Source organism: uncultured Veillonella sp., from assembly GCF_905209685.1.
Classification (GTDB): domain Bacteria; phylum Bacillota; class Negativicutes; order Veillonellales; family Veillonellaceae; genus Veillonella.
In genome coordinates, this window is sequence record NZ_CAJLUB010000002.1 from 49,231 (window position 1) to 71,533 (window position 22,303).

Annotated in this window: 20 protein-coding genes; 19 read left to right on the plus strand and 1 reads right to left on the minus strand. The window is 38.4% G+C overall.

What is annotated here, in order from left to right:
- Window positions 1-163: 163 nt before the first annotated feature.
- From QZ055_RS00610 to QZ055_RS00695, 18 genes are all read left to right on the plus strand, one after another.
- Window positions 164-745, plus strand: a complete 582-nt coding sequence (locus QZ055_RS00610; protein WP_295231119.1) for an A24 family peptidase — start codon at window positions 164-166, stop codon at window positions 743-745.
- Window positions 700-1,161, plus strand: a complete 462-nt coding sequence (locus tag QZ055_RS00615; protein WP_295823964.1) for a hypothetical protein — start codon at window positions 700-702, stop codon at window positions 1,159-1,161. The genes QZ055_RS00610 and QZ055_RS00615 overlap by 46 nt, the downstream gene beginning before the upstream one ends.
- Window positions 1,162-1,168: 7 nt before the next feature.
- The gene (locus QZ055_RS00620) at window positions 1,169-1,525 is read left to right on the plus strand and encodes a hypothetical protein (RefSeq protein ID WP_119206199.1); all 357 of its coding nucleotides are present in this window, start codon (window positions 1,169-1,171) and stop codon (window positions 1,523-1,525) included.
- A 107-nt stretch (window positions 1,526-1,632) separates the two neighbouring features.
- The gene (locus QZ055_RS00625; protein ID WP_295823965.1) at window positions 1,633-2,097 is read left to right on the plus strand and encodes a hypothetical protein; all 465 of its coding nucleotides are present in this window, start codon (window positions 1,633-1,635) and stop codon (window positions 2,095-2,097) included.
- A 34-nt stretch (window positions 2,098-2,131) separates the two neighbouring features.
- The gene (locus tag QZ055_RS00630; RefSeq protein WP_295823966.1) at window positions 2,132-2,485 is read left to right on the plus strand and encodes a hypothetical protein; all 354 of its coding nucleotides are present in this window, start codon (window positions 2,132-2,134) and stop codon (window positions 2,483-2,485) included.
- A 9-nt stretch (window positions 2,486-2,494) separates the two neighbouring features.
- Window positions 2,495-3,349 carry a hypothetical protein gene (locus QZ055_RS00635; RefSeq protein WP_295803893.1) on the plus strand — a complete coding sequence of 285 codons (855 nt, stop codon included), beginning with the start codon at window positions 2,495-2,497 and terminating at the stop codon, window positions 3,347-3,349.
- Window positions 3,333-3,923: a fimbrial assembly protein gene (locus QZ055_RS00640; protein ID WP_295823968.1), complete on the plus strand. Its 591-nt coding sequence runs from the start codon at window positions 3,333-3,335 to the stop codon at window positions 3,921-3,923. Before QZ055_RS00635 ends, QZ055_RS00640 begins: the two co-directional genes overlap by 17 nt.
- Window positions 3,892-4,320 (plus strand): hypothetical protein, encoded by a 429-nt coding sequence (locus tag QZ055_RS00645; protein WP_295803888.1) that lies wholly within the window; start codon window positions 3,892-3,894, stop codon window positions 4,318-4,320. The genes QZ055_RS00640 and QZ055_RS00645 overlap by 32 nt, the downstream gene beginning before the upstream one ends.
- 125 nt (window positions 4,321-4,445) lie before the next feature.
- Complete coding sequence (locus QZ055_RS00650) at window positions 4,446-5,360, plus strand: shikimate kinase (RefSeq protein WP_295823970.1); 915 nt, start codon at window positions 4,446-4,448, stop codon at window positions 5,358-5,360.
- Window positions 5,332-6,246: an ATP-dependent 6-phosphofructokinase gene (locus QZ055_RS00655; RefSeq protein WP_295823987.1), complete on the plus strand. Its 915-nt coding sequence runs from the start codon at window positions 5,332-5,334 to the stop codon at window positions 6,244-6,246. The genes QZ055_RS00650 and QZ055_RS00655 overlap by 29 nt, the downstream gene beginning before the upstream one ends.
- A 167-nt stretch (window positions 6,247-6,413) precedes the next feature.
- Complete coding sequence (locus QZ055_RS00660) at window positions 6,414-7,496, plus strand: efflux RND transporter periplasmic adaptor subunit (RefSeq protein WP_295823972.1); 1,083 nt, start codon at window positions 6,414-6,416, stop codon at window positions 7,494-7,496.
- A gap of 12 nt (window positions 7,497-7,508) precedes the next feature.
- Window positions 7,509-8,231 carry an ABC transporter ATP-binding protein gene (locus QZ055_RS00665; RefSeq protein ID WP_295823974.1) on the plus strand — a complete coding sequence of 241 codons (723 nt, stop codon included), beginning with the start codon at window positions 7,509-7,511 and terminating at the stop codon, window positions 8,229-8,231.
- On the plus strand, window positions 8,224-9,435 hold the full coding sequence (locus tag QZ055_RS00670) for an ABC transporter permease (protein ID WP_295823976.1): 1,212 nt from the start codon (window positions 8,224-8,226) through the stop codon (window positions 9,433-9,435). The genes QZ055_RS00665 and QZ055_RS00670 overlap by 8 nt, the downstream gene beginning before the upstream one ends.
- A gap of 225 nt (window positions 9,436-9,660) precedes the next feature.
- Window positions 9,661-10,125 (plus strand): PaaI family thioesterase, encoded by a 465-nt coding sequence (locus QZ055_RS00675; protein ID WP_295203159.1) that lies wholly within the window; start codon window positions 9,661-9,663, stop codon window positions 10,123-10,125.
- A 36-nt stretch (window positions 10,126-10,161) separates the two neighbouring features.
- A complete protein-coding gene (pheS, locus tag QZ055_RS00680) occupies window positions 10,162-11,184 on the plus strand; it encodes a phenylalanine--tRNA ligase subunit alpha (RefSeq protein ID WP_295823977.1) in 1,023 nt (340 codons plus the stop codon).
- A gap of 9 nt (window positions 11,185-11,193) precedes the next feature.
- Window positions 11,194-13,638 carry a phenylalanine--tRNA ligase subunit beta gene (pheT, locus tag QZ055_RS00685; protein WP_295823978.1) on the plus strand — a complete coding sequence of 815 codons (2,445 nt, stop codon included), beginning with the start codon at window positions 11,194-11,196 and terminating at the stop codon, window positions 13,636-13,638.
- An 88-nt stretch (window positions 13,639-13,726) separates the two neighbouring features.
- A complete protein-coding gene (locus tag QZ055_RS00690; RefSeq protein WP_295823980.1) occupies window positions 13,727-16,150 on the plus strand; it encodes a DUF3656 domain-containing protein in 2,424 nt (807 codons plus the stop codon).
- A gap of 13 nt (window positions 16,151-16,163) precedes the next feature.
- A complete protein-coding gene (locus tag QZ055_RS00695; RefSeq protein WP_295823982.1) occupies window positions 16,164-18,542 on the plus strand; it encodes an endonuclease MutS2 in 2,379 nt (792 codons plus the stop codon).
- 139 nt (window positions 18,543-18,681) lie between these two features.
- Here QZ055_RS00695 and QZ055_RS00700 read toward each other — a convergent pair whose 3' ends face one another.
- Window positions 18,682-20,772 carry a transglycosylase domain-containing protein gene (locus QZ055_RS00700; protein WP_105089300.1) on the minus strand — a complete coding sequence of 697 codons (2,091 nt, stop codon included), beginning with the start codon at window positions 20,770-20,772 and terminating at the stop codon, window positions 18,682-18,684.
- Between the two features lie 162 nt (window positions 20,773-20,934).
- Between QZ055_RS00700 and tyrS the strand changes: the two genes are divergently transcribed.
- Window positions 20,935-22,143, plus strand: a complete 1,209-nt coding sequence (gene tyrS / locus QZ055_RS00705; RefSeq protein WP_295823985.1) for a tyrosine--tRNA ligase — start codon at window positions 20,935-20,937, stop codon at window positions 22,141-22,143.
- Window positions 22,144-22,303: the final 160 nt, after the last annotated feature.

Consider the following 22,303-nt stretch of genomic DNA (forward strand, 5'->3'; position numbering starts at 1 on the left):
TAATATTTAATACTTAATAGTTATTATTTAATATTTAAGTCTTAATAGTTAATGTGCATGGATTGATGATTGGAATGTAAATTTATATTTGCATTTACATATGTAGTTATATTAATAGCTATACAGTAGTTATATTTACATTAATATATGTACAGTTGATTTTATGGAAGGAAAAGGTATGAAAGGGACTCATTATGTTATAGCACTGATCGTGTATTTAGCATCCATTGTATTGCCTATTATACTTTCATCACGAGCAATATCCTTTATTCACGTTGCTTTGTATGCTGTATTTTCACTCATCATCATAGCAGGTGCTACCATCGATATGCATTACTATATATTGCCTGATGAAGGGGCGTTAGTGCTTGTTTTAGGTGGTATAGTGTATAGCCTTATAAATGATAAGTCTATGCTTATAACGATTATAAGTGTTATGAGTGTAGGTGCTATTACATATGGACTTCGTCTTATGAGTCATAAAGGCTTTGGACTAGGCGATGTGAAATGGTTTTCTGCTATTGCCATGTGGCTTACGCCGTGGGAGATTGTATGCTTCTTTTACGTAGCCTTTTGTGTTGGTTCTCTCTATCTCTTACTAACAAGCTATCGTAATCGATACATTCCATTTGGTCCCTTTCTATGCTTTGGTGGTTGGTGTGCCTTACATGGCGGATCCTATATGGAGGTGTTGTACCAATGGTTAAGGCACAACCTATACATCATCAATACGGTTCTTTGTTAGCTGAGTGGATTATTGCAATTAGCTTATTTTTACTTCTTATTTCTATGTCTTTGCCCATTGTAACAACGCCTAGCCGCTATACTCTAAATGGAAGTACTGAAGAAGTAGTATATATGTTAAAAAAGGTTCAACTTTGGTCTATGCTTGGGCATAAGTCTAATGGAAAAGGGCGTATGTTATTCATATTAAATAAAGACAGCTATACCTTAGAGGAGGATGCTCATCATCATACAGTTAATATTTCCTTACCTGTAGGGATTGAAAATGTACAACCCTTAACGGTTATCTCTTTTTCTTCTCTAGGATTACCTTATGATGGAACGGAACTTATTTTACGGGATCGAGAAAGTGGTGAGAGAAATCGTATATGGATATCTGTACAAACGGGACGTATTCGATGGGAAGAAGTACACTAAGGGCTTTATGTATGGAGATGCCCTAGTATCAACAGCTATTATTATGTTTATCTTGCCTGTTATATTATCTGTATTTTGGATGGCTACCTTAACAATCTATAAGGCTTACTATTGGGATCATATATTACAAGATACCATAACATATGTAGAAGAAAGTAAGTCTACGTATTATCAAACGGGACATATTCAAGAAGGTATACATAACTCTCAATTTATTATGAGTCCCAGTGAATCGATTACATATAAATCACATGTAGAGCCTATCGTAGAAAATGGCATTGTCCTACAACGATTAACTGTGCAGGCCATAGATAATGAATCTGTTGTGTATACCTTATCTCTCGACTTGGAGGAAATACGGTGAGGACTCATGATGCACAAAGAGGTTTTATTTTGTATTCCACACTCATCAGTATAACTATTTCTACCATCGTTTTAACGTTATTGTTAGGTATAGTTTTTTATGGGGTTATGTGGAATGCAAAATTTGTAGATAGCGTTTCTATGATGGAGGATGGTCGTTATACGCGGCGCATGGTGGTAGCTCAAATCATATGGAATCCTGTACCGATAACGGTAGAGGATCGAAATAGTACCTTATATATTCACGACACTAAGCGGACTACACTAACATTACAACGCCATGCTTTGTATAGAAAGCTTACAGATGGCAGTTTACAACCTGTTAGCGGCAGCCGTATTATCGGCACAAAGGATAAACGAAATGTTGGGTACACACAAGAACATCCATTTAGTATGGATGAGAGCGGAGTAGTCCATATGCGCTGGTATATTACGAATCGATTTACTGGTGATAAAAAATATACTGCTGGATATGGAGGCTTAGCTATATATGAAGTCGCCATAGGTCAAAGTAGTATATATGATTGGTATAAAGATAATGAGGAAACAAGTCATGAACATGGGAGCCCATAATGCTGGGTTTATTACATATGTAGCCATATTTACAATGTCCTTTTTATTAGTATTAGCCTTTATGGGATTGCGTATTGGTCAAATTTGTGAAAGTAATGCAGTAGATGAATTGCATTTAGAAGAGGCTCATTATGCAGCGCAAAGTGGAGCACATTGGTTTGTAGGCTACTGTAAGGCCGGTAATACATGGGACTTTCAAGGAAAGCTAATTGTAGCTGATGATGCGGATGTGGAAATTACTATTGAGGCCGATCCATCCCGTGAGAATCCTCGTCATGTTATGAGTTATGGAAAATTGAAACATCAGGAAATAGTAAGTCGTGTACATATGTATGTGACAGTAGATACAGATCATACTATGCATGTTATGAAGATAAAACCATATTGAGGTGAATCTATGAAACGGAAAAAGAAAATACATACTGGTGTATGTATTACAGATGAACGTATTGTATGTGTAACAGCTCATGTAGAAAATAAAACGATGGTCATTACCGATGCACTAGAAATGAAACGCAGTGCATCTATTGATGAGGATGTTAGAAAATTTATAGAAATGTATGATTTAGATGATGGAGCTTACAGCATTGTAGCTAATATTGATACACAAATGCATGTAGCACCTTATGATCCTCACGATTTTGATATGAAGGAGTTCATCAAATGGAATGTAGAGGATTACTTTACCTTTGATGGCGACAGTTTCCAAATGGATGCATGTCGTAGGGAATATCCAAGGCATAATTACCATATGTTTATGGTTGCTGTAGAGCGTCATTCATTAGAACTTTTAAAACAAGGTATACGAGACACCTATGCACCGGTGGACGTAATCGATTTCTGGCCTATTCCTATTTGTTACAGCTTGATGCGGCGTAGTGGTACCGTGACTGGAGTCGTAGAAAAGGATCATCTACACTTATGGCTATGGTGGAATGATATATGTATTCAAGAACGGATTGTCCCTATTAGTAGCAGTGATGTATCAGAAGCTATGGAGGTACTAGAATCTAGATTGCAAGAATTTGGTGTAGATGAAATACAAGGGGTTAAGTTGTATGGGTTAGATCAATTAACCGATGAGGAACAAAAGGATATGGAAGCTATTATCTCTATATATGGAGAAACAGAGTATATTCCATTATTATTCTTAGGACGTGGTCGTAATCGATGTAAGCAAGGACAATTAGATTGGGATATGGCCATTGGTATGGCCGCAAGGGGGCTTAAATGGATTGGCTTGGGATGGTAGATATATTAATCTAATGCCTCGATCGTTACGTTGGCATAGTTTATGGCATAAATATCGTTATTATCTATATGGTATGAGTATTGTATACGGAATAGTAGGATTAATAGCAATTGGTTGTTGCTTGTCGAACTATGAACAATATAAGACTGAAAAGGCAGAACTATTGACGCTATTGGAAAATCCGCAGTATCAGTCAATTGAAAAACAGTATGAGGATATAGCATCAGTTAAAAATAAAATACTTAAGAATAGTTCGGGGAAAAATAAAAAACCTATTTTTCAAAATACTATCGTTTTATATGTCCTTGATATAGCTATGGAGCAAGGAATTAGTTTACAACACCTCAATATAAAAGATGAACATATTAGTGTAGATGGTATAGGCCATAGTGATGAAGCATGCCGTAAATTTATAGCTAGTCTTCAACAAAGGTTAATTGGAATGGATTGTCATGGAACAGTTAAAGCAGATCAAGGTATATATACATTCCATATGGAAGGATCTAAAGGAGAGCACAACACATCCAGTAGAGAAGATAGTAATGATCATACTAGTGTGGGGTATCATCATTAGTATTTCACTATATGGGTATATTAACTTAAATCACAAAGCGACTCATTTGAAAGAACGACAAGAAAACTATGTTATCCAAATGCAGGCTGAGTCAGATTATATCGCATCTAAGGAAGCGAAATTACTAGCGTCTTTTACAGAAAACAAGCTATCGAACACGAGTTCTAATACTAGTATTTTTGAGTCTTTGCAAGGAGAACCATTAATGATTGTTAGTACTGATGAGCATGAAGGGGTATTAGAGTTAAATGTATTAGGAAGTACAGAACGTCTTATCAACTGGGTTAATACTGTTGAAGCAAAAGACCCTTCACGCCGTATAGAAATCGAGGACATAGAACGGAAAGGCAATGTAGTGTATGTACATTGTGCAGTAAAACCGATTATGAGGTCTTAATATATATTCTTATATAGTAATATTAATAGAGACAGATTATAGATTGTTATTCTATAGTCTGTCTTTGTTTTTGTGACATTTTATAGTACAATGAAGGATATGAAATAATAAGGGGCACATAATACATGATAATAAAACGAAATATTATGCTCATCGGTTCTATGGGGAGTGGCAAGAGCCATTTCGGTCGTAATCTTGCGGAACGCAAGGGGTGGCAATTTGTAGATACCGATCGCGTATTAGAAAGTCGTTTTGGGTTGCCTATTGCTGAAATATTCAAGAAAATTGGGGAAAAAGCATTCCGACGTGCAGAAATGGATGTACTGAAAAAGGTTTGCTTATATCACGAAGCAGTCATCTCCGTAGGTGGTAATTTTCCCATTGAACATCGCACATTAAAGATATTGAAGAAATATTCTTATATCATTGGTATCCGAGCTGCACAATTTCGCATTGTCAGTCGTGTGAATCGCCGTATTGGGAAACGGCCAACCATGGATTATAACAATGTTCATGCCTTTGTACATGCTATGATACAATCCTGGAAACCGGTGTATAAGCAGTGTGATTTTGTACTAGATACAACAAATGGTCGGACCTATGATTTTATGCAACGTATTGAGGATGAGTTAGTTACCTCAGGTGTTCAATTTAAAGCAAGACGTCAACCCAATGATACGGAAAATAGAGATGGTAAAGAGCCATCTCAAGAATTACAATTTAATAATTTTCTAAGAAATAAATTAGATAATCCCAGCTTATCTAAAACACAATGCTTTAATAAAAGGATTTCTAATGATACAGAAACTAAGCAAATAGTCTTAAAAAAAGAACCATCTAATAAGGCAGTTTCTTATAAAGCTGGTAATGACAAACATCGCAAACATAAGAAATCTAATCAAGCGGTTACAGGACATAAGAAAGAAACTATATCCAAACAACGTACACCACAAGGGGGTAATGGATATGAGAAGAATCGCAATACTAACAAGCGGCGGAGACGCACCTGGAATGAACGCCGCCATAAGAGCGCTAACTAGAAAAGCCATTCATGAAGGCTTTGAAGTTTTCGGTATTGAACGTGGCTATTTAGGTATTATGGAAGAACAATTTGTTCCTTTAGCAAACCGTTCTGTAGGTGGTATTATTACTCAAGGCGGTACCATGCTAAAAACAGCTCGTTTTCCTGAGTTTCAAAATGAAGATGTTCAGCGTAAAGCTTACGATATTTTGAAAGCTCATAATATTGATCACCTTATTGTTATCGGTGGCGATGGTTCTATGCGAGGCGCTACGAGTTTAGCTAAGCTTGGCATGTCTACAATGACAATTCCATGCACCATAGATAATGATATGGGTGGCACTCAATATACGCTAGGATTTGATACGGCTCTCAATACTGTGGTTGATGCTGTTGGAAGAATTCGTGATACATCTAATTCACATGAACGGGTAGCCATTGTAGAGGTAATGGGGCGTAAAGCAGGTCATATTGCACTTAAAGCTGGCCTTGCCTGTGGTGCTGAAATTGTACTCGTTCCTGAAAATCCTATGCCTTTACATGAGGTCTGTCGTCATTTAAAGGAAACACAGATACGTGGTAAAGAATATAGTGTGATACTCGTTGCTGAAGGTGCATATAATAGTGGAGAAGTAAAATCCTTTATTAAGGAGCATACGGAATTTGATCCCAGTTTGACTGTATTAGGATATTTACAACGCGGTGGAGGTCCTTCTGCATTCGATGCTATTTTAGCGGCGCGTATGAGTGAAAATTGTATTGAGTTATTGATGAATGGTACTGATAATCGACTAATTGGATATATTGATGGTCATATTCGTCCTATTTCCTATCAAGAGGCTGAAAGTCTTGTATTTCCTATTAATGAAAAGGATTATACATTGTTATCCATTTTAAGTAGTTAAAACTATCAATGACCCGCAAGGGTCATTTTCTTTTATCATCAATTATTCATTAATGAAATTATATTGCATAAAAGTAATTGGTACTGTATAATTTAACAATACTAATAGTATTGTTAGGAACGATACATGTTGTGCCAATATCTTCATTTTAATATAAGGAGATTATAATGAAAGAATTTTTGCAAAAGCATCGTAAACGCATTATTGCAGGTGCTGTTGTTCTTTGTGTTCTTGGTGGTGGTACATACTACTACATGCATAGCGAAGGTTCTAAGCAAACACAAAACTTATATACTACTGGTAAGGTAGAAAAGGGTGATGTAAAAACTAGTATTAGTGCAACTGGTACTATTAACCCTGTTAATTATGTTGACGTTTCTACGAATGTGGCTGGTAAGCTTGAAAAAGTCTTAGTAAAAGAAAATGATCAAGTTACAGCTGGTCAAGTTATCGCTTATATTGATACACGTCAATTGCAAGCCTCTGCAGATGATGCACGGGCAGCTTTGGCTAAGGCAGAACTTGATATGAATCGTTATAAAGCATTAGCAGAACAAAATGCTATCGCTCAACAAACCTATGATGATTCTGTAACATCTTATGAACGTGCAAAATCTACGTATGACCGCGCAGCAGCAGATTTAAGTGATGCTACAATTACAGCACCAATGTCTGGCACTGTTATAGGCACACCATTGAAAGCTGGTCAAACTATCAGTACTGGTATTTCTACACAAATGATTATCGCTACTATTGCAGATTTAAGTGACTTAGAAATTTACTTAACTGTAGATGAAACAGATATTGGTAGTATCAAACAAGGTGCTAAAGTAGAATTTACTGTAGACTCTAAACCAGGTGAAACTTTCACAGGCTATGTATCTGAAATCGCAAAGGGTACAAAAGGTAACATGGGTGCTACAAGCAACAGTGTTGTTTACTATACTGTAAAGGTTCAAATTCCTGAAAATATTTCCAACAACTTCTTACCATCTATGACGGCTCGTGCAACCATCTTTGGTGAAGATATTAAAAACACCTTAGTAGTACCTCTTACGGCAGTGCGTACAGATAAGCAAGGTGAATACGTATATGTTATTAAAGATGGTCAACCAGTACGTACAGCTGTTTCTACAGGTGTAACTGGGGATACTAATGTACAAATTTTAAAAGGTTTATCTGAAGGTGATGAAATCATCGTAAGCGGTGATGTAACGGCACCTAAGAATAATAGCCGTGGACCATTCTAATAGTAGGTGAATATGAATCAAGCAGTAATCGATATACAAGGGATTACAAAGACCTATGTAAATGGTAAATTATCGGTGCCTGTTTTACATGGTATTGATTTACAGGTCAATAAAGGCGAATTTGTATCTATTATGGGTCCTTCTGGTTCTGGTAAGTCTACATTTATGAACATTCTTGGCTGTTTAGACAGACCAACGACAGGTTCATACCGCCTTAATGGCGATGAGGTAGCTACCTTATCCGATGATGAATTGGCCTTTGTGCGAAATAAACAAATAGGCTTTGTATTCCAAAGTTTCAACTTATTAACAAAATTAACAGCCTTAGAAAATGTAGCACTCCCTATGATTTATGCAGGGATGGATAAAAAATCGCGTAATGAACGAGCTGCTGCATTATTATCTTCCGTTGGCCTTGGCGAACGTATGGATCACTTGCCATCTGAGTTGTCTGGCGGTCAACGTCAACGTGTGGCCATTGCTCGTGCGTTGGCAAATAATCCTGCCATCATCATGGCCGATGAACCAACAGGTAACCTTGACTCCAAGTCAACTATTGATGTTATGAATATTTTCAGAGGCCTTTACGATGAAGGGCGTACCATCATCCTTGTTACACATGAACCTGAAATTGCAACCTATGCAAGTCGTAATGTAGTATTGCGTGATGGATTAATTGTAGAGGATTCCCGAAACCTAAATATGACGCCTGTACAGGAGGTGCCACATGTATAAAGAGAGTTTCTTAATGGCATGGGCATCCCTCATTGCTAATAAAATGCGATCCATTTTAACCATGTTAGGCATTATTATCGGTGTTGCTGCCGTAATTGCCTTAGTATCTATTGGTAATGGTGTAAAGCAAGATATCCAAAATTCTATTTCTAGCTTAGGCTCTAATCTATTGATGGTTATGCCTGGTGCACCGCGTACACCGGGGGTTCGACCTTCGGCAGGCTCTATGAAGTCTTTAAAGGTTTCTGACTATGAAGCTATTTCAAAGTTAGATGGTGTTAAAGCGGCTAGTCCTATGACAAATGGCTCGTATGTAGTGATTTATCAAAATAAGAACTGGACTACTTCAGTATCTGGTGTTAGCTATAACTATTTAGATGTAAACAATTGGTCTATGAAATCTGGTCGATTCTTGTCTGAAAAGAATGTACAGAATCGTGAACGCGTTGCAGTCGTAGGTAAAACAGTTGTTAAGAATCTATTTGGTGATGAAGATCCAGTAGGTGCTGAAATTCGTGTCAAAAATATTCCATTCCGTATCATTGGTGTTCTTAATAGTAAGGGCAGTGGTGCTATGGGTAATGACCAAGATGATATGGTAATTATTCCATATACTACAGCTATGGAACGGGTAGAAGGTGTTGATTATCTCCGGATGATTTATGTAGTAGGTAAGGATGAAAACGGTATCGATCGTTTACAATCCGATATTGAAAACCTATTGCGTGTACGACATGGTATTAAAGATACAAACCTTGATGATTTCAATATCCAAAACATGAACTCTATCATGGAAACTATGGAGGAAACAACAGGTACGTTAACATTATTCTTAGGTGCTGTAGCAGCTATTTCTCTTGTGGTCGGTGGTATTGGCATTATGAATATTATGCTCGTATCCGTAACTGAACGGACAAGAGAGATTGGGATACGTAAAGCGCTGGGTGCTACTTATAGTGTTATCGTTACACAGTTCCTTATCGAAGCTGTTGTTATCAGTTTGATGGGGGGCATAATAGGGATTATACTCGGCATAGGCTCATCTAAGCTGATTGGCATGGCTTCGGGCATGAGTACAGTTATATCTATACCAACGATTGGAATGTCCTTTGCCTTCTCTATGGCAATAGGTTTGATCTTTGGTATTTATCCAGCCCGTAAAGCGGCTAAACTTAATCCAATTGATGCATTACATTATGAATAATCCTTAGTTGTAGATGCGTTTTTTTAAGAACATACTACATAATTAGATAGAGTTATTCGCATATGGTGCGTTGCATGATACAATATGTATGATGTAACGCACCATTTTTATGTTTGTATTGAGTTTTTTGCAAGAACGCTCTAAATCATTTCATGCAAGTATTTGGAAATAGAAGGGGATTAAGTTTAGTTAATCTATGTGTCAGTATATTGAATGGAGAACCATATGGCTACAACATTGTTAGAATATTTCAACGAATTACGAGATCAAAATCCATTTTCTTGGGTAAAAGATTCTGAAATTACTGCTGTTGAACCTGGTCATGCGGAAATGACCTTGCAAACTAATGAGACAGAGTACTGTAATTTTAGAGGGGACTTGCATGGCGCTGTTTGTATTGGTTTAGCAGATAGTGTGATGGGAACAGCTTGTTTTACATTGGGCAAATCTGTGAGCACTATTGATCTTAATGGTAACTATGTGAAAGCTGTTAAAGGCGGTACGGTATTGCGTGGTGTAGCTAATGTAGAGCATAGTGGTAAAACAACCATGGTTGCCACAGCTCGTATTTATAATGAATTAGGTGAACTAGTTCATTTAGCACGTGGTACATTTTTTGTACTAGAAGAGAAGCCATTACCTGAATTACCATGGCGTTTTATTGAAGAAGACAACCCTGATTTGGTATAATATAGTTTAGACTTTTAAATATAGGAGGATGCTTTAATGGAACAAGAATTACAACGTCTTAAGGCAGAAGCCCTTGAGGCCATCAAAGGCGCTGCTGATCAACAAGCGTTGCAAGATATACGTGTAAAATATCTAGGTAAAAAAGGTGAGGTAACAGCATTACTAAAAGGTCTTGGTAAATTATCTCCTGAAGAACGCCCTAAGGCTGGTGCTCTTGTTAATGCGGTTCGCGAAGCATTAGAGGCTGAACTTGAGGCAGTAAAAACTCGTATGGAAACAGAAGAGTTGAATACTCGTTTAGAACAAGAACGCATCGATATTACATTGCCAGGTCGTGCAGTAAAATCTGGTCATATTCATCCATTGACAAAGGTTAATGAAATGATTGAAGATTTCTTCATGAAAATGGGTTATACCGTTGAAGAAGGTCCAGAAATTGAACAGGATTACTTTAACTTTGAATGTTTGAACTTACCTAAAGATCATCCTGCACGTGATATGCAAGATTCCTTCTATATTACAGAAAACTTCTTATTGCGTACCCATACATCTCCAGTACAAGCTCGTACAATGCAACGACATGAACCTAATAGTCCAATCCGCATGATTGCGCCTGGTAAGGTTTACCGTTGGGACTATGATGCGACTCACTCCCCAGTATTCCATCAAGTGGAAGGTCTCATCATCGACGAACATATTACATTTGCTGATTTGAAAGGTACATTAGAGTCCTTCTTACGTCACATGTATGGTGATGAAACAAAGGTACGTTTCCGCACAAGCTTCTTCCCATTCACAGAGCCATCTGCAGAAGTAGATATTTCATGTGTAATGTGTGGTGGTGAAGGTTGCCGTGTATGCTCTCATACAGGTTGGCTTGAAATTTTGGGTTGCGGTATGGTTCATCCTGATGTATTGCGCATTAATGGGTACGATCCTGAAAAGGTTAAAGGCTTTGCCTTTGGCATGGGCGTAGAACGTATTGCTATGCTTTTATACGGCATTAACGATTTACGTCTATTCTTTGAAGATGATGTACGATTCTTGGAACAATTTTAGGAGGAACTCATGAAAGCAAGTTTACAGTGGATGAACGAATACGTGCCTGTGGATATGAATCGTCCTGCTCAAGAATTGGCCGATGAATTAACACAAGCTGGTATTCCTGTAGAAGATGTCATTGCTATGGATAATGGCATTAAGAAAATTTATACTGGTAAAATCGTGGAGATTACAAAACATCCAGATGCAGATAAATTACAAGTATGCCAAGTTGAATGCCTTACAGAAGAAGGTGAACCTGTTACAAAACAAATCGTAACAGCTGCTACCAATGTTGCAGTAGGCCAAATCGTGCCTGTGGCGTATCATAAATCTCGCTTAGCTGATGGCACAGAGATTAAAAAAGGTAAATTGCGCGGTGTAGTTTCTGAAGGCATGTTCTGCTCCGTTGCAGAATTTGGCATTTCTAGTGATTTAGTATTGCCTGAAGAAGCTCAAGGCATTTATATTTTCCCTGAAAATACACCAATTGGTCTTGATGTAAAAGACGTTTTAGGCTTAAATGATACAGTGTATGAATTTGAATTGACTGCTAACCGAGCAGATTGCTTCTCCATGGTTGGTTTATCCCGTGAATTCGGTATTATGACAAACCAAAAAGCTTTATTCCCTGTTATCATGGTTAACGAAAATGGCGAGTCTATTGAAGGAAAAGCATCTGTATCCATTGAAGCGGATGATCTTTGTACTCGTTTTACTGCTCGCGTAGTAACTGATGTTAAGGTTGAGCCATCCCCATTGTGGATACAAAACCGTTTGCGTAACAGTGGCATTCGTCCTATCAATAACGTAGTAGACGTTACAAACTATGTTATGTTAGAACTTGGTCAACCTATGCATGCCTATGATTATGACCATGTAAAAGGTCATCAATTGGTGGCAAGACGCGCTAAAAATGGTGAAGTTCTTGTTACACTTGATGGTTCTGAACGCGAATTGAATGACTCCATGCTCATCATTGCCGATGCAGAACGTCCAGTAGGTGTAGCTGGTATCATGGGTGGCTTTGATAGTGAAGTGACAAATGAAACGACTACCGTTTTGTTCGAAGCTGCCGTATTCAATGGTCCATCCATTCGTCGTACAGCTAAAGCTCTTGGCATGCGTTCCGAAGCATCTGGTCGTTTCGAACGTGGTGTAAATCATAAATACACTGCTTATGCTATCGACAGAGCAGCTCAATTATTACAACAAATCTGTCCTACTTGTAAAGTTGATGTAGGCGTTATCGATGTATATAAAAATCCTGTAGAACAACATACTGTTACTTTTACAGCAGAACAAATTAACGATTACTTGGGTACAAACATTGAAAAAGACGAAATGGTTCGTATTTTGACTGCCCTTGAGTTCGTTGTAACTGAAGATGGCGATAAATTGTCTGCTCTCGTTCCAACATGGCGTGGCGACGTAACAGTGATGCCTGATATCGCTGAAGAAGTGGCTCGTATTTACAACTATGATAATATTAAGCCTACAATTCCGGTTGCCGTATTATCCTCTGGTGGCATGACACCTAAGAAAGCTCTTACTAAAGAGGTAACTCATGCATTGGCTAAATTGGGTATGACTCAAATCATTACATTTAGCTTCATGCATAAAGATGGTCTTACTAACATGATGCTTCCTGAAGGGGATAGCCGTTATACTGCCATTCCAATCTTGAACCCTATTTCTGAAGAGTTCCCTTATATGCGTACTACATTGGTACCAGCTGTTATTGAAGCAGCTAAACGCAATATTGCGCAACAAAATAAGGATCTTTGGTTATTTGAAACAGCCAATGTATATGAACCAAAAGCATTGCCTTTAACAGAAGTACCTCATGAACGCCCTATGGCTTGCGGTATCTTGATGGGCAAGGCAAACCAAGCTGGTTGGAATCAAGCAGAACGCACTACAGATTTCTATGATGTAAAAGGTATTGTAGATGCGTTGTTAGCTGAATTAGGTGTTACAAGTTATGAAATTAATCGCGGCACTGAGCCATACTTCCACCCAGGTGTAAGTGCTCAATACGTTGTTGATGGTAAAATGATTGCTCAGTATGGGGAATTACATCCACAAGTGAGCAAAAACTTTGACTTACCTGGCAAAGTATACATGTTTGAAATCGATTTGGAAGCCGTATTATCCTTAACGATTCCAGCATTCCGTTATACATCCTTCAGTAAATTCCCAGGCACTAGTCGTGACCTTGCTATCGTAGCACCTGTGTCCGTATCTAGTGGCGAAATTTTATCCATCATCAAAGAGCATGGTGGAGAATATTTAGAAAATGCATCTATCTTCGACGTTTACGAAGGTGAACATATTGAAGCTGGTTACCGCAGTCTTGCATACAACTTACAATTCCGTTCTATGGAAGGTACGTTGAATGATGAGGATATTGATGGTAATATTCAAGCTATTATCGATGCATTAGCAGAAATTAACTGCAAATTACGTTAATTGTAAGCAGTATATTGAAAGGGTTTACCGTATGGTAAACCCTTTTAGTACTATAGTTATACCTTTAGTTAGGTAGAAAGGATTATCCATGGAATTATTGGCTCCTGCCGGTACGATGGAAAACTTTATAGCTGCGTTAGAATCTGGAGCAGATGCGATTTACCTCGGTGGTAAAGGCTTTAATGCCCGTGCTCATGCAGCAAACTTTGGCATTGAAGAACTAGCTGAGGCTATTCGATTGGCCCATATTCTAGATGTGTCCGTATATGTAACTGTAAATATTCTCATAGGCGATTCTGAATTATCTGCTCTTGAAGAATACTTAAAAGATTTAGAGCGTATTGGTGTGGATGCTATTATCGTTCAAGATTTAGCTGTTGCAAAATTGGCGCAGCGCGTAGCTCCTAAATTGCATTTGCATGGTAGTACACAAATGACGGCGGCAACGCTAGATGCTGTTCGTTTTTATGAAAGTCTCGGTTTCACCCGCGTTGTGTTAGCTCGTGAATTGAGCCTAGCTGAAATCGAACATATTTGTAAAAACTGTACAGCTGAAATCGAAGTCTTTGTACACGGCGCCTTATGTGTATGCTATTCTGGTCAATGCTTAATGAGTTCCTTCATCGGTGGTCGTAGTGGTAACCGTGGTGCTTGCGCACAACCTTGCCGCTTGCCTTATGAATTGTTGGATTCTTCAGGTACTAGTTTGTTGCCAAAACACGAAGCCTATCTATTAAGTCCAAAGGATCTTAACTATAGTGAGCATATGAATGAACTCGTTGCAGCCGGTGTTACGTCCTTTAAGGTAGAAGGACGTATGAAAAAGGTTTCCTATGTGCGTCAAGTTATTGGGACCTATCGTCATATTTTAGATACGGCTCATATAGACTCTTCTGATGCCGATGCATTGGCTTCTGGATTTAATCGTGGGTTCTCTACAGATTATTTAACAGACCATGTAGGAAAATCCATGATGACCGTTGTGGCCCCAAATAATCAAGGGAAATTAATCGGCAAAGCAGAAGTCAAAAAGGGACAAGTTCATTTGTACCTAACAGAACCGATTGAAAAAGGTTCACTCTTAAAGGTAATGCAAGCTTCTGGTAGTATTACGTACTACCAAATTGATCAGAATTGGTCCTTAGTAAATGAAAAACATTTTGTTGGTAAACCTGATGAAGGCTTTGCAGCAGGTCAAGTATTCTTGGCATCTACGCCAAAATCTCAAAAGCAACGGGGCTTACAAGATTTTAGTGCTAAGTTAGAGGTACATGGGTACCTATCCATTAATACAGACCGAGAACAGCCTTGTACAGATCTTACCTTTGTATTAAATGACGGTCGTACTGTGACAGTATCTAATGAGTTTGAACCTGTGTATGCTAATAATAAACCGACTAGTTTAGAGAAGGTTACAGATCAAGTGGGTAGATTAGGTAATACATTGTTTACTCTAGCTTCTATGTCCATTCCCGAAGGGCCATACATGTGGCCTGCTAGTGTTTTGAATGCATTGCGTCGCGATGCAGTGGAGGCTTTAGAAACTCTGTTAAGTACAGATCATGAAACAGCTTGGGCAGAACTTGCCGTAGAACCTCAAGATATGTCATCCTTAGTAGCTAAGGATATGATTCAGTACACAGAGCCAATGGTAAGTGCTCGCGTTGATGAATTAGAGGGTGTGAAAGCTGCTATTGAAGGTGGTGCTAAGAAGATTATCTTCGGCGGTGACCGTTTACAACGCAAGCCTTATGAACTTAGTGTTTATGAAAAGGTAGCTACCCTTTGTAAAGCACATAATGTGTTTTGTGTATTTGCTACGCCTCGAGTTGTGAAAGACGATGAAGTTGAGGCGTACATGAATACTCTTAAGGCTATAGTTGAGGCTAAACCAGATAGCATTTCTATTCACGTGCCGCAAGCGTTATTATGGCTCCGTGATTTAGGGTATACAGGTGCTATTGAAGCTGATACAGGTCTTAACATATTTAACGGCTCTGCACTACAAGTATGGCAAGACTTTAATATGAGTAGCATAGCACCATCCTTAGAGTTAACATTGGCACAACTAGTTAATTTGCAAAAATCTACTAAATTGCCATTAGAAATCATGGTACATGGTTACACGGAAATGATGATTTCTGAATACTGTGCCATCGCAAGCTTTGTGGGTACTGGTAAAAAGGAAAATTGTCCTATGCCATGTGTAACAGAGGACTATGCATTGAAGGACCGTAAAGGGGAAGTGTTCCCATTGCGTACCGATCCGTATTGCCGCATGCACATCATGAATAGTCATGAAATGGACATGCGTGCCTACGTGCCAGAGTTACATCGAAAAGGGCTACATATATTGCGTATCGATGGTAGACATATGGATCCACATCGTTTGCGTACAATCGTAGCAGATTATGTATCCATTCAAAATGGAACAAAAGAGGCTCCGCCTAAAAGTGTAGGTAAAGATGATACACCTATTACAAGGGGCCACTATTTTAGAGGTATTTTATAAAAGAGGTAGTACATTGTTTAACGAAGATGTATTAGACTTTCACCATATAAAAGAACAATTAAAACAGCACTGTAGTTCTACCATTGCTAAAGAATTAGCTATGCATATTGAACCAATGACGGATGCTAAAGCTATTCAAGAGAACCTTGATGAAACAGCAGAAGCCATGCGTTCTTTACAAACTGAGGTAGAACAACCGTTAGGTGGTACGCGAGATATTCGCGAATCCTGTAAAAAGAGTCGTAAAGACTTTGTCCTTACTCGTGAAGCATTGTGGGATATTTATTTAACCATTGGTGCTTATAAGCGGATGACAAAGTTCTTTAGAACGAAATATATGGAATATCCTTTGCTATTCTTATGGGTTCAGGATATGCCAAATACAGATCGCATTGAAAATCGCTTTAAACGCGTCTTTGATGAAAAAGGGGAATTGCTTGATACAGCATCTCCTAAGTTGGCGAGCCTAAGAAATACGATTATCAAAACTCGGGAAAAGATCAAAAATGATATTCAAGCTATCTTACACGACAAGGATAATCAGAAGTATTTCCAAGAAACGATCATTACACAGCGTAACAATCGCTACGTAATCCCTGTAAAACAGGAATATCGCCAATATTTTGATGGTCTTATTCACGACCGTTCTGCAACGGGTCAAACCTTATATATTGAACCGATGCGCTTGGTGAATCTAAATAATGAATTACAAGAGGCTTTGATTGGTGAAGAGCAAGAGGTATTGCGTATTTACCGTGAATTATCAGCCCTTGTAAAACAACATAGTAATGATTTGATGGATGCTTGTGAAAAGGTTTCACACATCGAATTTGTATATGGTAAGGCGAGCCTTGCTATTTCTTATAAAGGTGTACCAGCAATCTTGAGTACTGATAGAACAGTTAATCTCATGAGAGCTCGTCATCCATTAATTCCACCAAATGTGGTAGTGCCTACGAATATTCAATTGGGCACATCGTATCGTATTTTATTAATTACTGGTTCTAATACAGGTGGTAAAACAGTATCCCTAAAAACTTTAGGGTTATTGAGTTTAATGAATCAATGTGGTTTATTTATTCCTGCTGATCACGGTTCTATGTTACCTATATTCCATAATATCTTTGCCGATATTGGGGATGAACAAAGTATTGAAGCCAGCCTTAGTACGTTCTCTGCTCATATGACACAAGTTATTTCTATCATTAAACATTGTGGTCCAAATGACTTGGTATTATTAGATGAGCTTGGATCTGGTACAGATCCAGAAGAAGGTAGTGCGCTTGCAGTATCTATCCTTGAGTTCTTCCGTAAAAAAGGCGCTCTCATGATGGTAAGTACCCATTATAATGAGCTTAAAAATTATGCATACCATACGGAAGGTATTGAAAATGGCCATGTAGAGTTTGATGAACGCACATTAAAACCAACGTATCGACTTCATATCGGCGTAGCTGGTAGTAGCCATGCGTTGAGTATTGCGGCTCGCTTAGGCTTGCCAAAAGACATCGTAACACGTGCTGCAGAGTATAAATCTCAATTTGGTAGTCATGAAATGGAAGAGGTTCTTTCCGATTTGAATGAACAACTTCGTAAGGCATCTGAACGTGAAAGAGCGTTAAAGAAAGAGCTTGATGAAACACGTCGTATGCGTGGTCAATTAGAGAAGGAAAAGAAACAGTTTAATGAAAAACGTAAACAAATCTTAGCTAAAGCTCAAGCTGATGCAGAATCTATGAAACGTAGCTTACGCGTTGAAGGGGAAGCGATTATCAAGCAATTGAAAGCGCAATTCTCTGAAACAAATAAAGATAAGCGTCAATCTGCTATTAATGCTGCACGTAAGGGTATCTCTAATGTGCATGTACCAGAAGCTCCAGTAGATGATGATCGTAAATCTTTGACTGCAGATACTATTAAGGTAGGCCAAGCAGTATATGTTACATCTTTACGCTCATTAGGTACCGTATTAGCTATCAATGGCAATCGTGTGAATGTAGATATTAATGGACTAACAGCTACTGTAAAGGTTAGCGAATTACAATCTACTACACGTGAAGAAGGAAATAAGCTTGAACGGGAACAAAAAGCAGCTATGCCTAAGACTAGAAAGCGTATGGGTGGCTCTGCCGTACAACGCCAAAAAGAGGTTCGTACTGAAATCAATATTCTTGGACAAACGGTAGATGAAGCGACAGTTTCTGTTGGTAGATTTATTGACCAAGCTTTACTTGGTGGTGTTAATCAAGTGCGCATTATTCACGGTAAGGGGACTGGCGCATTACGAGAAGGTGTACATCAATATTTGCGTACCTTACCGCATGTAGCTCATTTTGAAACGGCAGGCTATGATGAAGGTGGTGCAGGAGCTACTAATGTAGTTCTGAAATAAAGCTACACAATAGTGATATAGTTATAGATAATACAGTAAATTATTATCGTATATCAAATTGATTATGGGGTATAGCCATATACATATATAGAAATAGAAAAGGAGCGGAACACATGTTCCGCTCCTTTAGCGTATGAGATTAACGATCTTTTTTACTAGACTTTTTACTTTTGGATGAATTAGATTTCTGTTCAGTTGCATCATCTTTTGAGCCACTGTCATCTTTTACTGCTTCATCCTTAGACTTGTCTTTATCGTCTTTTTTATCTGCCTTTTCGTCCTTAGCGGCTTCTTTTTTAGGCTGTGCTTTTGCAGGGTTGTAATAACCTTCAGAGACAGCTGATTGTGCGCTAGCAGGAACAGAGAAGTCAGAAGCAGGGGTGTTGGCAAGAGCATTTGCCATGAATTGACCCCACATAATGGCTGGTGTTGTACCACCTGTAATGCCATGTAATGTTTCAGAACCGTAGTCGTCACCAATCCAAACGGCAGCTACAAGATCAGGTGTATAACCAACGAACCAAGCATCCTTGGAATCATCTGTTGTACCTGTTTTACCTGCTGCAGGACGACCGATTGCTGCATTACCACCAGTACCGCCATTAATAACGGATTCTAGCATACTAGTGATGATAGCTGCATCTTTTTCATCTACAACGCGTTTTTCTTGGATAGAGTTTTCTTCAACCACTTGACCATTGCGGTCTACAATTTTAACGATTGCTGTAGGTTGAACCTTGATACCACCATTAGCGAGTACGCCATAGGCTTGTACCATTTCAAGAGGTGTAACACCATGAGTTAAACCACCGAGTGCTGTAGATAAGTTGTTATCTTGATCTGTAAGGGTAGTGATACCCATTTCTTTAGCAAGTTTAATAATCTTAGACATGCCTACTTCATCGGCAACTTTTACGGCAGCTACGTTACGAGAATGTTGTAATGCGTAGCGGTATGTAATATTACCTTCGAAGTCATTTTCATAGTTTTTAGGGCTCCAGCTACCAAATGTAACAGGGCTGTCATCTACAATAGAACCAGGAGTTTTACCAGATTGAATAGCTGCTAAATATACAAATGGTTTCATAGTGGAACCTGGTTGACGTTCTGCTTGTGTAGCACGGTTAAATGCATCATCGCCACGACCACCAACCATAGCCATAATATAACCATTATGAGGATTCATAGCTACGATAGCACCTTGTGGTTGATGTAAACCATTGCTATCTGTGTAGTAGTTAGGCAAGTTTTGCATTGCTGCTACAGCTGCATTTTGTGCATCCATATCGAGAGTGGTATAAATTTTTAAACCATCTTTATAGATTGCATCGTCACCATATTTTTCAGAAACTTGTGCAATAACATAGTTAATGAAGTAAGACGCATTAGATTTTTCATGCGTTTGTTCTTGTTTTGCCACTAAGCCTAAATCTGCTTGACGCGCTTCATCAGCTTGCTCTTGTGTAATGTATCCGTATTTAACCATTTGGCCTAATACAACGGCTTGACGTTTTTTACTAGCTTCCAAATCATTGAATGGAGAGTAGTAGTTAGGACTTTGTGGTAAGCCCGCAATGAGCGCTGCTTGAGCAAGCGTTAATTGGCTAGCATCCTTACCAAAGTACACATGAGCTGCAGATTGTACACCGTATGCACCTTGACCAAAGTAAATTTGGTTCATGTACATTTCTAGGATTTCATCCTTAGTGTAGTGTTGTTCAATTTTTAGTGCTAGTAATGCTTCAGAAATTTTACGTTTAAATGTTCTGTCTTGAGACAAGAATGCATTACGCGCTAACTGTTGAGTGATTGTAGAACCACCTTCAGATACGCCACTATGAACAAGGTTAACCCATACAGCACGCAAGATACCAACTGGGTCGATACCGTGATGGGAGTAGAAGCGAGAGTCCTCAGTAGCAACAAAGGCATTTTGTAAATCCTTTGGTACATCTTTTAAAGGTACTGGTAATCTATTCTCTGTGGAATGAACCGTTGTGATGAGATTACCATGGACATCGTAAATTTGAGACGATGCAGAAGGACGTACATTGGATACATCTGGTAGGTTAGACAGTGTAGCACTGATAAAACCACAGCCACCTCCGGCTACGATGAGTATAAGGAGAAGGGCACAAATCCAAAATAGACGCTTCGGACTTGTTTTCTTCGGTGTAGAGCCGCTACCGTTAGAACGGCGGCTGCTTCTCGCATTTGAGTTATTACTCATAGAGTCACCTCTTTTTTCTTTTGTTAGTAAATATAACGTAAATTCTATTACGCAGTTATAAATATTATATCATAAATGGCTTAAAACCAATACTATATATATAATTGTGAAAGTTTTTAGATAATGGTATACTAAAACAATAGTATTTCGAGGAGGATTATCATGGTTAGTGCTCAAGAACAAGTGCGCCAAATTAAACACGGCGTAGCAGATTTAATTAATGAACAAGATCTTGTAAAGAAAATAGAAAAATCCATTAAGGAAAATAAACCTTTAGTTGTAAAATTAGGTTTGGACCCAACAGCGCCAGATATTCATTTAGGCCATACAGTACCACTTCGTAAACTACGTTTGTTCCAAGAATTTGGTCATCAAGTAGTTATCGTTATTGGTGGTTTCACTGCACGTATTGGTGATCCTACTGGTAAAAGTGTTACTCGTCCACCACTTACAAAAGAAGAAGTATTGAAAAATGCTGAAACATATAAAACACAAATCTTCAAAGTGTTGGATCCTGAAAAAACTATCGTTCGCGACAACAGTGAATGGCTTGAATCCATGAACTTTGCTGATGTACTTCGCTTGGCAAGTTCTTACACTGTAGCGCGTATGATGGAACGTGATGATTTCAATAAACGTTTCAAAGAAGGTCGTGCAATTGGTGTTCATGAATTTATGTATCCATTGATGCAAGGTCATGATTCCGTTGCTTTACATGCTGATGTTGAATTTGGTGGTACAGACCAAACTTTCAACTTGTTAATGGGTCGTCATTTACAAGAATTAGAAGGTCAAGAACCACAAGTTGTTATCACAATGCCATTGCTTGAAGGCCTTGATGGGGTTCAAAAAATGAGTAAATCTTTAGGTAACTACATCGGTATCGATGAAGAACCTAAAGAAATGTATGGTAAAGCTATGTCCATTCCAGACGAATTGATGATGCGCTACTTCATGCTCGTTACAGATATGCCAATCGAAGAGCAAGAGGACATGGAAAAACGTCTTGAAAGTGGTGAATTACATCCACGTGATGCTAAAATGCAATTAGCTCGTACAATCGTTCGTTTGTACCATGGTGAAGACGCTGCTCTTGAGGCAGAAGAAGAATTTAAACGTGTATTCCAACAACGCGCATTACCTACAGATATTCCTGAATACGCTATGGATGCGCCAACAGAACCAATCTTTGTTCCACAATTCTGTACAGATGCTGGTTTGACTGCTTCTAATGGTGAAGCACGTCGCTCCATTAAAGCCGGTGCTTTCAAAGTAAACGGTGAAAAATATACAGAAGAAAACCTTACCCTTGAAGAGGGCATGATCGTTCAAGTTGGTAAACGTAAATTTGTAAAAATTAAATTTAACTAATATAAAACTGTGATGAGATAGAAACCTCATCACAGTTTTTTTATGTCTATTTGGTCTATAAGATTATTTATCTACTAAATCTGTTGTTTGTAAAGCAAAAAATGACTTACAAGTTCATGTATAATGAAAGTAAAATATAAATTCAAATTTAAATACAGAT

Coding starts and splice junctions, on each gene's coding strand:
- QZ055_RS00610 (WP_295231119.1), top strand. CDS start 164: ATGGAAGGAAAAGGTATGAAAGGGACTCATTATGTTATAGCACTGATC.
- QZ055_RS00615 (WP_295823964.1), top strand. CDS start 700: ATGGTTAAGGCACAACCTATACATCATCAATACGGTTCTTTGTTAGCT.
- QZ055_RS00620 (WP_119206199.1), top strand. CDS start 1,169: ATGTATGGAGATGCCCTAGTATCAACAGCTATTATTATGTTTATCTTG.
- QZ055_RS00625 (WP_295823965.1), top strand. CDS start 1,633: ATGTGGAATGCAAAATTTGTAGATAGCGTTTCTATGATGGAGGATGGT.
- QZ055_RS00630 (WP_295823966.1), top strand. CDS start 2,132: ATGTCCTTTTTATTAGTATTAGCCTTTATGGGATTGCGTATTGGTCAA.
- QZ055_RS00635 (WP_295803893.1), top strand. CDS start 2,495: ATGAAACGGAAAAAGAAAATACATACTGGTGTATGTATTACAGATGAA.
- QZ055_RS00645 (WP_295803888.1), top strand. CDS start 3,892: ATGATCATACTAGTGTGGGGTATCATCATTAGTATTTCACTATATGGG.
- QZ055_RS00650 (WP_295823970.1), top strand. CDS start 4,446: ATGATAATAAAACGAAATATTATGCTCATCGGTTCTATGGGGAGTGGC.
- QZ055_RS00655 (WP_295823987.1), top strand. CDS start 5,332: ATGAACGCCGCCATAAGAGCGCTAACTAGAAAAGCCATTCATGAAGGC.
- QZ055_RS00660 (WP_295823972.1), top strand. CDS start 6,414: ATGAAAGAATTTTTGCAAAAGCATCGTAAACGCATTATTGCAGGTGCT.
- QZ055_RS00665 (WP_295823974.1), top strand. CDS start 7,509: ATGAATCAAGCAGTAATCGATATACAAGGGATTACAAAGACCTATGTA.
- QZ055_RS00670 (WP_295823976.1), top strand. CDS start 8,224: ATGTATAAAGAGAGTTTCTTAATGGCATGGGCATCCCTCATTGCTAAT.
- QZ055_RS00675 (WP_295203159.1), top strand. CDS start 9,661: ATGGCTACAACATTGTTAGAATATTTCAACGAATTACGAGATCAAAAT.
- pheS (WP_295823977.1), top strand. CDS start 10,162: ATGGAACAAGAATTACAACGTCTTAAGGCAGAAGCCCTTGAGGCCATC.
- pheT (WP_295823978.1), top strand. CDS start 11,194: ATGAAAGCAAGTTTACAGTGGATGAACGAATACGTGCCTGTGGATATG.
- QZ055_RS00690 (WP_295823980.1), top strand. CDS start 13,727: ATGGAATTATTGGCTCCTGCCGGTACGATGGAAAACTTTATAGCTGCG.
- QZ055_RS00700 (WP_105089300.1), bottom strand. CDS start 20,772: ATGAGTAATAACTCAAATGCGAGAAGCAGCCGCCGTTCTAACGGTAGC.
- tyrS (WP_295823985.1), top strand. CDS start 20,935: ATGGTTAGTGCTCAAGAACAAGTGCGCCAAATTAAACACGGCGTAGCA.